Genomic DNA, 11,631 nt, shown 5'->3' on the forward strand with positions numbered 1-11,631 from the left:
CTTTATGTACTTGGGGATACAATGGTAGTTGGTAGGGCTCTTGGAGGACAAGGACTTGCCGCATTAAACGTGTCTATTCCAATAAATAATGTATTTAATGGAATGGGCCTTTTATTTGGGATAGGAGGATCTACTGCCCTATCTATAAGTAAGGGACAAAGGGATGAGGAAAAACTAAATGATATTTTTTCCAAGTCTATGATAATGGCATTTATAGTAGGAGCTATCCTTACATTTATAAGAATATTTTTCCTAGATGAGTTTGCTATCTTATTGGGAGCATCTGAAAATACCTTCCAAATGGCTAGGGACTATTTAGGAGTTCTTATGAGCTTTTCTATGGCTTTTTTACTAAATGTTTCCTTAACAGTATTTGTAAGAAATGATGGAGCACCTAGACTTGCAATGGCAGGAATGCTTACAGGAAGCATTATGAATGTAATTTTAGACTATGTATTTGTATATATCTTTGGTTGGGGTATGGCTGGAGTAGGATTTGCCACAGGCTTATCCCCTGTTATAGGCTTAATCATACTTAGTGTTCATTTTATAAGAAAAAAGAATGACATACACTTTATAATACCTAAGCCAAATTTTAAAACTATAAGAAGAATAATAGCAAATGGAGCGCCAAGTTTTATAGTTGAACTTTCAGCAGGTATTGTAATATTCGCCTTTAATATAGCCCTGTCAGGCATATCAGGCGATGTGGGTATAGCAGCTTACAGTATTATAGCTAACTTATCACTAATATTTGCAGCTATATTTATAGGGGTAGGCCAGGCAGTCCAGCCTATAGTAAGTTATAACTATGGTGCTGGAAGAATGGAAAGAGTATATGATACAGCTAAACTTGCTATATATACATCTTTAGGGCTGGGACTTTTGTTTTATGGACTAGGACTTTTTTTCCCGGAATTTTTAGTGTCCTTATTTATAAAAGCAGATGTAGAACTTTTAAATATGGCAGTTAGAGGTATAAGGTTTTATTTTCTAGCATTCATATTAATGGGAGTAAATGTTGCCTTAACTTCCTTTATTCAATCTAAAGAATATGCAAGAGTGTCTTTAATAATCTCGCTTCTTAGGGGATTTATATTGATACTTGTAATTCTATTTATACTGCCAAGATTTATAGGGATAGATGGGGTTTGGTTAACTCTTCCTATAGTAGAACTTTTAACAACGATAATAGCCCTATTTTACTTTGAAAAATATAGAAATGCTGTAGTATATAGTATTAAAGAGATTAGGTCCTAAACTATACAAATAGTTGGAGTAAGAACTTTATTTATTATTTCATAACTAATCTTATATTAAATGGGTATCCTTTATTTAAATAAGAAGTTAAAATTTATTTAAAAACCTAAGAGGAGATCTTATGAAAAGAGAAGGATTTTTAAAAGATATATTTATATGTTCACTTGGAGCTTTTGGTGGACCAGAAGCCCACTATGGGGTTATAACAGACCAACTTGTCATAAAAAAAGAATATTTAGATGAAAAAGAACTTGTAGAACTTATAGCGCTTTGCACAATGCTTCCGGGGCCAACAAGTACTCAAACTATAGTTTCCATAGGATATAAGGTTGGTGGACCTAAACTAGCATTTTTAACTATGCTCGTATGGGCTCTTCCTGTAATAGTTTTGATGACCATGCTTTCATTTTTATATAAATTTTTAGATTCAGTGAACCTATCCCATGATATATTAAGATATATTGGGCCTATGGCAGTAGGTTTTATCATAGTAGCAGCATATCGTATAGGTAAAAAAGTTATAGTAGATAAGATGACTTTTTTTCTTTTATTATTTGGAGGAGTGACCACTTACTTTTTCAGAAAATCTATTGTATTTCCAATAGTCTTAATTATAGGTGGAGTAGTTAGTATAGTTTTCTCAAAAGAAAAGGATCTCTGGAATCGAGTAAGGTTAAATCCTCCTTGGATATATTTTCTTATATTTCTTATATTTGCTGGAGGAAGTATAGCACTATCATTTTTATTTAATAATATTATAATAAATTTGTTTGAAAGTTTTTATAAGTATGGTTATTTAGTTTTTGGAGGAGGACAAACTGTTGTCCCTCTTATGATAACAGAACTTGTAGATATAAAAGGATATATGACAAGTGGAGAGTTTTTAACAGGTTACGGCCTAGTACAAGGTTTGCCAGGACCTATGTTTAGTTTTAGTGCCTATGCTGGAGGCATGGCAGCTAGAGGAAACTATATTGTTCAAATAATAGGATCCTTAGTAAGTAGTATAGCTATATTTTTACCTGGCTTACTCCTAATTTATTTTATATATCCTATATGGGAAAACTTAAAAAGCATAAAAGGTATAAAAATATCCTTAAAAGGTATAAATGCTGTGGCTGGAGGGCTAATTGCAGCATCTGCATTTAGCCTCATGCAAAAAAATGGATTTGCAATAGATAATATATTGATTGTAATATTTACAAGTTTACTTTTATTTACAAAGAAACTTCCAGCACCAGTCATAGTTGTAATTGTATTAGTAATTGGATTTTTATTTTAATAGAAAGGGGATAGTATGGAACTTAAAGGTAAATATGGAAAGGCTAAAGTGTTTACTGATGACTTAGAAAAAGGAGCAAAAGATCAGATAATAAATTTATTAGATCAAGAATTTGTTGAAGGGGCAGATGTAAGGATAATGCCAGATGTCCACCAAGGAAAGGGTAGTGTAATAGGTTTTACAGCTGATTTAAAGGATAAGGTAATTCCTAATATTGTAGGTGTAGATATTGGATGTGGAGTTTTAACTGTGGAACTTGGAGATAAGGAAATTGACTTTAAAAAACTTGATAATATTATAAAGCAAAAAGTTCCAGCAGGTAGCAGTGTCCACAAAGGAAGAAAAACAAGATTTGAAAAGGCAGAAGATTTAACTGTATTTAGAGAATTAAAAAACACCAAGAGAATAGACAGAAGTATAGGAACACTCGGGTCTGGCAATCATTTTATCGAGGTTGGAGAAGATAGTGAAGGTAAGAAATATATGGTTATCCACTCTGGTAGTCGAAATCTTGGAAATCAAATAGCAAAAATTCATCAAGAATATGCTATAGATCTTTGTAGCGGTAAAGAAGAATATTATGAAAGAAAAGAGAAACTTATAGAAGATTTTAAAGCTCGAGGAAAAAGAGATGATATAGAAGGAGCTTTAAAAAAGCTTAAAAGAGAATATAGTGGTCAAAAGCCAAGTCTTCCAAAAGATTTATGTTATTTAACTGGAAAATTTCGTGAAAACTATATTCATGATATGAAAATAGCTCAAGAATATGCAAGTTTAAATAGAAAAACTATGGCTGAGAATATATTAAAGGCTATGTTTGATAAAGATTTGGAAGACTATTCGCACTTTGAAACAGTTCACAACTATATAAACTTTAAAGACAATATTATAAGAAAAGGTGCCATATCAGCATATGAAGGTGAAAATGTACTCATTCCTATTAATATGAGAGATGGTTCTATAATAGGTAAAGGCAAGGGAAATAAAGACTGGAACTACTCAGCGCCACATGGAGCGGGAAGACTTTTAAGTAGAACTGAAGCAAAACAAAAATTAAGTCTAGATAAATTTAAAGAAACTATGAAAGGAATATATTCAACTTCTGTAAATAAGTCTACACTTGATGAAAGTCCCGATGCTTACAAAGATATAGAAGATATATTAGATTCTATGGGTGAGACTGTAGATGTTATAGATATAATAAAACCTGTTTATAACTTTAAAGCTTAAGAATAACTGCCTTTCAACCATCTTATTGTTTAATTATAAGAAAGAGGGTATATATTGTAGTGAAGGATGTTACTTTAAAATAATTAAAAATGAAAAATGAAAAATGAAAGGGGACAATTATGAAAAATCAAGAACTTTTAAGGAAAGAACACGAAGCAGTAAGAAATAAAGTCGGATTTTTCGACTTTGCTCATGACATTTTAGAGGTGACAGGAAAAGACGCGGAGAAGTTTTTAGACTATATTTGTGTAAACGTTATCAGTGAATTAGAGCCTAAATCAGCTTCTTATACGACTATACTAAATAAGGATGCAGATGCTTTAGATGATGTAATAGTATTTTACCATGGTGGCGACAAATATTGGATAACAACTTTATTTATGGAAGAACTTCAAAAGTGGGTTAACAAGCATGTCGGAGACATGGATGTTAACTTTAAAGATGTAACTGAAGAGACAGCTCTGTATTCAGTTCAAGGTCCAAAATCAAATGAAGTTTTAAACGATCTTTTAAAAGATAAGGTAGATGATTTAGGATACTTTGAATTCAAAGATACAAAATTAGACGATATAGATGTTATAGCTTCTAGAACAGGATTTACTGGAGAATTAGGATATGAGTTATATTTCCATCCTAAATATACAGATAAAATAGTGGCGGGATTAAAGGAAAAAGGTAAGGCTTATGGTATAGAAGAAATAACAACAGATGTAACTCTTACAAGTCTTCCTACTGAGAAAGGCTATATTACAGTTGATGACTTTGAAGGAGCAAACCCAATAGAGCTAGGGCTTGATTGGTCAGTAGATTGTGATAAAGACTTTATAGGTAAAGATAAACTTTGTGTACTAAAAAAGGAAGGACCAAAGAGAAACCTTTTAGGATTTACAGTAGAAAAAGAAACAGATGAAGTAGAAAAAGGTGACAAGATAAAATTAAATGGTGAAGAAGTTGGAGAGGTTACAACCTACACTTATGGATTTACTGTAGAAGAGTATATTGGATATGCTCTAGTAGATGCAAAAGCTAAAAAAGGTGATAAGGTACAAATTGTAACTTCTAAAGGAGAAGTTGAAGGGACTCTTCAAGAAAGAATGTTCTATGATCCAAAAGGTGAAAGAGTAAGAGCTTAAGTATTTTAACTAAGAAAGTGCTCCCTTATGGTAAACAGGTTAAATAAAATCTGATACCTAGGGAGCATTTTTCTTGTTTACTATAATTATTAATTAAAAATAAAAACTTCTACAAAATTACATTTCAAAAACTACTTTATTTTTACCAGTCTTTTTAGCATAATACATTCTTTGATCTGCTATTTTAACTAAGTCATCTATTAGTATTTTATTTTTTTCCATTTCAGTACAGCTAGAAATACCAGCACTAAAAGTAAGATTGATATCTTGTCCATCAAAATTAAAGGTTTTATTTCTAATAATATTTAAGATTCTTCCTACGACTAAACTACTTTCTTTTCTATTTATATTATTTAAAATGAGAATAAATTCCTCTCCACCATATCGGCCTAATAAATCATAAGGGCGTAAGTTTTCATCAATAACCTCTGTAAATGATTTTAAAATATAGTCACCAGCTTGATGTCCATAGTTATCGTTTATGTCTTTAAAATTATCTATATCAATTATAGATATGGAAAATATTTTTTTAATCCTCTTATATTCTTCAATAATTTCTTTTGCCCTATCAAAGATATGTCTACGATTATATGCATTAGTAAGTGCATCACGGTTTGACATATCAAGGATTTTTCTCTCATACTCTACTCTTTCAGTTATATCACGACCGGAAACATATATAACATCTTCATATGAATTAACTCTCCATTCAATATACATATATTTCTTATCTTTATTTAGGATTCTATTGACTATGTGAACAAATTTTTTGCCACTTTTAAGATCTTGCAAAACGGATATTGTTTTTTTAATATCTTCCTTATGGAGGAAATTTACTACATTAGTTCCATTTAGTTCATCTCTTGTGTGACCTAATATATCTTCCCAGGCTTTATTTACTTTTAAAAAGTTTCCATTCATATCTAAAAGACAAAGTAAATCTAAATTTATGGTGAAAAACCTTTCAAGTTCCAAAGATTGTTCGTGTTTTTCTGTTATATCTATATGTGTCCCAATCCAACGATAGGGTCTATTATTAGAGTCTCTAAGGATTTTTCCACGGCTTAAAATCCAATACCAATTACCATCTTTATGTTTTAGTCTATGAATAACATTGTAATGTTTGGTTTTCGCGTCGATATGATCATTTAAGGCTTTAATAATTATATCGCTATCATCTGGATGCCATAAATTGACCCAGGCTTCAAACGAATTTTCTATTTCATGATCCTTATATCCTAAAATAGTTTTCCACATAGGAGATAAATACATAGTTTTATTTACCATATCGATATCCCAAAGACCAGCTTCAGTTACATTTAAGGCTAGGAGAAATCTTTTTTCATTTTCTTTTAATTTTTTTTCAGCTTCTTTTCTAATAGTTATGTCTGAATGAGTTCCAAACATTTTAATTGGATTTCCGTCTTTGTCTCGCTTTGTAATCTTACCTTTATCATGAACCCATATCCATTTACCATTTTTATGTCTTAACCTTATCTCACTTTCGTAATATGAAGTATCCCCATTTAGATATTTATTTAACTTAATCTTTGCAAGTGATAAATCTTTATGATGTGAAAAGGTCTTCCAATTTTCAAAGTTTTGTGGCTGTATTTCTTCTAGAGTATAGCCAAGCATTTTAGCCCATTGTTCATTTACTAGAATCTCATCTTTTTGAATATCCCATTCCCATGTTCCAAGGTTTGTCCCTTCAATTATATTAGTGAGTTTTTGACACTTATCTTTTGCAGCTCTTATAAGCTCATCTATATCTGCTATGCTTTCAAATATATTGTCTATATCTTTATTGAAGCTTTTGAAACCTTCCACAAAATATTACCTCCATTCACTATAATAATAGCTAGAAAGTTAGATATATTTACTATCAAAAGTAGAGATATTTAATAAATCTTTTTTACTCTTCCAACTTTTCCATCTTCAAGCCTAACCTTTATTCCATGGGGATGGGTTTGGGATTTTGTAAGTATATCCTGTACAATACCTTTTGTTAAAATACCTGTCCTTTGATTTTGTTTTTCTACTATATCAACTTGGCTACCAGCTTTTATATTTTTTCTAATATTTCCATCCATTTATCTATCTCCTTTTTAAATTTATTATAAAAAAGGTGAGGCAAAACCTCACCTATTAGAATTAATCTTTTAATTTAAAGTTAAAACCTTGATCTCCTATAACATTTAAAATACCACTTCTCTTTTTATTTTCACCTTTAAGTCGAGATACAACCTGCTTGCTAAATTCATCAAGGGGTTTTGATGTATCCCTTAGATCGTAATAAGTTTTCATCTCTTTATCATATTCCCTGATAGATTCCAAATAGTCATCTTGAATTTTGTAAGTATTTTCAAATACTTTAAGGGATAAATCCATTCTAGGCTTAAGCTGAGGAGCTTGATCAGGATATCCAAATCCTAATCCCACTATAGGAAATGTAAGTTCTGGAAGTTCTAATAGATCAATCACAGCTTGACTATCATTTAGCATACTTCCAAGATATACTGCACCCATTCCTAAAGATTCAATAGCAACCACCATATTTTGACAGGCTATAGCACCATCTGTAAAACCTTGAAAAAATTTATCCATATCATTACCGTTATTAATACCTTCACCCATAGCCTGGGATATTTTAGCATTTCTAAAACCATCAACTATAAATAATAATAATTCAGGAGCTGTTTCCACATATGGTTGGTTACATATTTCACTTAGTTTTTTTCTTTTTTCCTTGTCTGTTATACGAATGATACTATATGATTGCATAGCTACACTTGAAGAAGTTCGATTTGCAACTTCAAAAAGAGTATTTAAAGTATCCTTATCAACCTTCTTGTCTTTAAATGCTCTAATACTTTTATGATTTAATTGTACTTTAATGGTCTTGTTCAAAAAATCCTTCCTTTCAAATAGAATACACCTTTATAATATATTACCACTTATTCAAAAAAATAAACAACATGAACCTAGTTAAATATAGATTTCATGCTGTTTTATAGATTTTATCTTATATTTATATTTTTAACTCCAGGTAGAAATATATTCAAAATCTTTATACTCTCTAGGCTTTTTTAATACAGTAAAGTTTCCGTTTATACCGTTTTTCTCTAAAGTATGCTGAAAATGGTACATAGCTATTCCCATATCTATCATCTGTATATCGTAGTCTAAGCTTTTAGCATAATTTTTAGTTCTTTGTAAGTAAAAATGGAAATTTTTATCTACCTTTACTATTCTCCAAGGCTGTTTATTGGAAGCGGAAGGACCTATTCTAACCATGTCTAGTGCTTTTTTAAAGTCACTAAGGTTGTAAAGGTCTAAAGGTTCTAAACTTTCGTTAAAAAACAATTCATCAAAGTCTAGTCTCTTATCAGATTTTGCTAAAGTTCTCATAGATTTTTCTTTAAAGCTCATTTTCTCTTCAATAAATCCAATAGGAGTCATAACTAGCAATCTTTCTTCTTCTTTTAAATTCATAGCTTTAAAAAACGCAGATCTTTTAAAAGTACCACCAAGCCAACATGTTCCAATATCTAAAGAGGTTAAAAAAATTATTATTTTTTCAAATAAGAAGCCTAGTTCTACCAAATTTCCTTCCTTTAATAGAACACCCCCTATATAAGTGTTTGCACCTTTAATAACTCCATAAGTTCCTACCTTACCGCTAATATTGGAATCGATTATAGGAAATTTATACTTACCACTATATTCTTTCTCAAGTTCAACTAGGAAATTTTCAATTTCTAGTCTTAAATCTCCCACTATTTTTTCGTCTTTAAAGGTTCTAACAGATCTTCTTTTTTCTATCCATTTCATATTTATCACCTATATATATAATATCCAAAATAATCCACTTCAAGCAGAAAAATAATATATATGATTTAATTATTTAAAATAAAATAGTAAAAAAGGAGAAAGTATGATAATATTTAATCAAAGCAATTTTAAAAATAAAAATAGCTAGGAGTGGAATAATTGAGACCAAAATTAATGGAAGAAATTGAAGCTTTAAGAGGGTTAAATTCAGTAAAGATAAAAGAAGCACATGAAAATGGTGAAAAAGTAGTTGGAATGTACTGTGTGTTTTCACCTTCAGAGATAGCAATAGCAGCGGGAGCAATACCTGTAACTCTTTGTGGAACTACACAAGAGCCTATAGAGGCTGCAGAAAGGGAATTACCTAGAAACCTTTGTCCCCTTATAAAATCATCTTATGGATTTGCTATAACTGACAAATGCCCATATTTTTATTTTTCAGATGTACTTTTGGCAGAAACGACTTGTGATGGTAAGAAAAAAATGTATGAGCTTATGGGTGAAATAAAACCTATGCATATAATGAATCTTCCCCAAACTGCTGAAGGTGAAGAATCATTAACATTTTGGGAAAATGAAATGAAAAAATTTAAAGAATTCTTAGAAGATGAATTCAAGGTAGAAGTAACAGATGAAAAACTTAGAGATGCAATAAAACTTATGAATAGAGAAAGAATAGCTATGAGACGTTTACATAAATTAAATGCTCACAAACCAGCACCTATTTCTGGTATGGATATGATGGTTGCACAATGGTTAAAAGGATTTAATGTAGATAGAGAAGAAGGAATAAAAACTATTGAAAGCCTTATAGAAGAGGTAGAAGAAAGAATGGGAAAAGGTATTTTTGCCTATAAGGAAGATGCGCCTAGAATAGTTCTTACTGGATGTCCTACAGGAGTTGGTGGAGCAGATAAGCTTGTTAGAGCCTTGGAAGAAGCAGGAGCTAGTATTGTAGCCTTTGAAAACTGTACAGGTTATAAAGGACTAGATGTATTGGTAGAAGAAGATGAAAGTGCAGACCCTCTTCATTCACTTGCTAAAAAATACTTATCAACACCTTGTTCTTGTATGACTCCAAACAATAGTAGACTTGATCTTATAAAAAGACTTGCAGACGAATATAGTGCAGATGCCGTTGTAGATTTAACTTGGCAAGCATGCCATACTTACGCAATAGAATCTTTTACTGTTAAAAAATTTGTAGAAGAAGAACTGGCTCTTCCATTTATACAAATAGAAACAGACTATTCCGATTCTGATACTGGACAAATTAAAACTCGTGTAGAGGCCTTTGTGGAAACAATTCAAATGAATAAGGTATTAGCTTAAAGAGGTGAAAAGATGTATTATGTAGGAATAGATATAGGCTCTACTGCTACAAAGGTATCAGTTTTTAAAGATGATAAATTAAAAGAAAATTATAATTTAAAAACTGGCTGGAGCAGTTTAGAAGTTTCAAAAGAAATATTAGAAATACTTGAAAAAGATCATATAAAAAAAGATGATATGAAAGTAATTGCAACTGGATATGGAAGAATTTCTGTACCATATGCAAATAAACAAATAACGGAAATAACTTGTCATGCTAAAGGTGTAGACTATCTTATAGGAAAAGATTCAACTATTATAGATATAGGTGGTCAAGATACAAAGATTATAAGTCTTAAAAATGGTATAGTAACAGATTTTACTATGAATGATAAATGTGCAGCAGGAACTGGTAAGTTTATGGAACTTATGTCAAATACCTTAGGAGTATCTATAGATGAGATGTGCAAGATGGCTCTTAGTGGAGAAGATATAAGTATCTCAAGCATGTGTACAGTTTTTGCTGAATCAGAGGTTATATCACTTATAGGAAGCGGTAAGGATAGGGAAAGTATATCAAGAGGTATAGTAAACTCCATAACTGAAAGAGTATCTTCAATGCTCTTTAAACATGGTGCTAGGGACGAGATTTATTTAACAGGAGGACTTTGTGAAGTAGAGGATTTTAAAACTTTACTATCTGAGAAAATAGAAATAGATATAAAGACAGATCCATTAGCAAGATATGCAGGCTCTATAGGGGCAGCTCTCTTAGCTCAAAATTTAAAATAATATGATAAAGGCGCAATCTTAAAATTAATATACAATTTGAGATTGTGCTTTTATATTATTAAGTTAAGACATAAAAGCTTAAATTTTCATAAGCTTTTAAATTGGGTATATCAATATATAAAGATAAGAGTAAATATGCACTTAAAGGAGGATAAAAATGAAACATTTAATAATCTATGTAAATCCAGATGAAAAAAGCTTTTCTCATGAAATAAAAGAATATGTAAAAAACTTTTCATTAGATCAAGGTCATGAAATAGAAGTACGGGACTTATATAAGGTGAATTTTAATCCGGTTCTTTCTTTAAAAGAGTTACAAATGTTAGAAAAAGATGAATTACCAAAAGATGTAAAAAAAGAACAAGAATACCTTGAATGGGCTGATTTTATAACCTTTATCTATCCTATATGGTGGCAGATACCAGCTATGATGAAGGGCTACTTTGATAGGGTCTTCTCCTATGGTTATGCTTATATATTAGAAGATGACCAACCTAAGGGACTTCTTCCTAAAAAGAAGGTACTGAAATATAATCCTATGGGAACTCCAAGAGATATATATGAGAAAAATGGATTAAGAAAGGCTTATGAAAAAGCTATAGATAAAGGTATTATAGAATCTACTGGTTTAAAAATAGTAGACAGTATACTTTTTGGTGGCAATCCCAGAGACCATAATAGTTTAAGAAAAAAATATCTAGAGGAATTAGAAAGCAGTTTAAATAAAGCCTTTGACTAATGAGTCTAGGTTTATTTATAATTTATTTAACCATAAAAATAGACAATAAA

At 30.8% G+C, this 11,631-nt stretch carries 11 protein-coding genes; 7 read left to right on the forward strand and 4 right to left on the reverse strand.

Annotated features, from left to right (window positions below; genetic code table 11):
- The 4 genes from ACTHW2_RS00320 to ACTHW2_RS00335 form a co-directional block, all read left to right on the forward strand.
- Positions 1–1,260: MATE family efflux transporter (locus tag ACTHW2_RS00320; RefSeq protein ID WP_442261719.1), on the forward strand; the 1,260-nt coding region annotated here is incomplete at its 5' end.
- Between the two features lie 121 nt (positions 1,261–1,381).
- Positions 1,382–2,542, forward strand: a complete 1,161-nt coding sequence (gene chrA, locus ACTHW2_RS00325; RefSeq protein WP_442261720.1) for a chromate efflux transporter — start codon at positions 1,382–1,384, stop codon at positions 2,540–2,542.
- 15 nt (positions 2,543–2,557) lie between these two features.
- On the forward strand, positions 2,558–3,772 hold the full coding sequence (locus ACTHW2_RS00330; RefSeq protein WP_442261721.1) for an RtcB family protein: 1,215 nt from the start codon (positions 2,558–2,560) through the stop codon (positions 3,770–3,772).
- Positions 3,773–3,891: 119 nt separating this feature from the next.
- Positions 3,892–4,905, forward strand: coding sequence for an aminomethyltransferase family protein (locus ACTHW2_RS00335; protein WP_442261722.1), 1,014 nt, complete (start codon positions 3,892–3,894; stop codon positions 4,903–4,905).
- A 117-nt stretch (positions 4,906–5,022) separates the two neighbouring features.
- Here ACTHW2_RS00335 and ACTHW2_RS00340 read toward each other — a convergent pair whose 3' ends face one another.
- The 4 genes from ACTHW2_RS00340 to ACTHW2_RS00355 all read right to left on the reverse strand — a co-directional run bounded on the left by ACTHW2_RS00340 (position 5,023) and on the right by ACTHW2_RS00355 (position 8,739).
- On the reverse strand, positions 5,023–6,735 hold the full coding sequence (locus tag ACTHW2_RS00340; RefSeq protein ID WP_442261723.1) for a sensor domain-containing diguanylate cyclase: 1,713 nt from the start codon (positions 6,733–6,735) through the stop codon (positions 5,023–5,025).
- Between the two features lie 71 nt (positions 6,736–6,806).
- On the reverse strand, positions 6,807–6,998 hold the full coding sequence (locus tag ACTHW2_RS00345) for a YwbE family protein (RefSeq protein WP_442261724.1): 192 nt from the start codon (positions 6,996–6,998) through the stop codon (positions 6,807–6,809).
- Between the two features lie 61 nt (positions 6,999–7,059).
- Entirely contained in the window at positions 7,060–7,815 is a 756-nt protein-coding gene (locus ACTHW2_RS00350; RefSeq protein WP_442261725.1) for an NADPH-dependent oxidoreductase, read from the reverse strand.
- A 129-nt stretch (positions 7,816–7,944) separates the two neighbouring features.
- Positions 7,945–8,739, reverse strand: a complete 795-nt coding sequence (locus ACTHW2_RS00355; protein WP_442261726.1) for a nitroreductase family protein — start codon at positions 8,737–8,739, stop codon at positions 7,945–7,947.
- A 159-nt stretch (positions 8,740–8,898) separates the two neighbouring features.
- Between ACTHW2_RS00355 and ACTHW2_RS00360 the strand changes: the two genes are divergently transcribed.
- From ACTHW2_RS00360 to ACTHW2_RS00370, 3 genes are all read left to right on the forward strand, one after another.
- Entirely contained in the window at positions 8,899–10,071 is a 1,173-nt protein-coding gene (locus ACTHW2_RS00360) for a double-cubane-cluster-containing anaerobic reductase (protein ID WP_442261727.1), read from the forward strand.
- Between the two features lie 12 nt (positions 10,072–10,083).
- Positions 10,084–10,842, forward strand: a complete 759-nt coding sequence (locus ACTHW2_RS00365; protein ID WP_442261728.1) for an acyl-CoA dehydratase activase — start codon at positions 10,084–10,086, stop codon at positions 10,840–10,842.
- A 157-nt stretch (positions 10,843–10,999) separates the two neighbouring features.
- Positions 11,000–11,581 carry an NAD(P)H-dependent oxidoreductase gene (locus tag ACTHW2_RS00370; protein ID WP_442261729.1) on the forward strand — a complete coding sequence of 194 codons (582 nt, stop codon included), beginning with the start codon at positions 11,000–11,002 and terminating at the stop codon, positions 11,579–11,581.
- The last annotated feature ends 50 nt before the right edge of the window (positions 11,582–11,631 follow it).

This window comes from Tissierella sp. (assembly GCF_052089545.1).
Lineage (GTDB): Bacteria > Bacillota > Clostridia > Tissierellales > Tissierellaceae > Tissierella_A.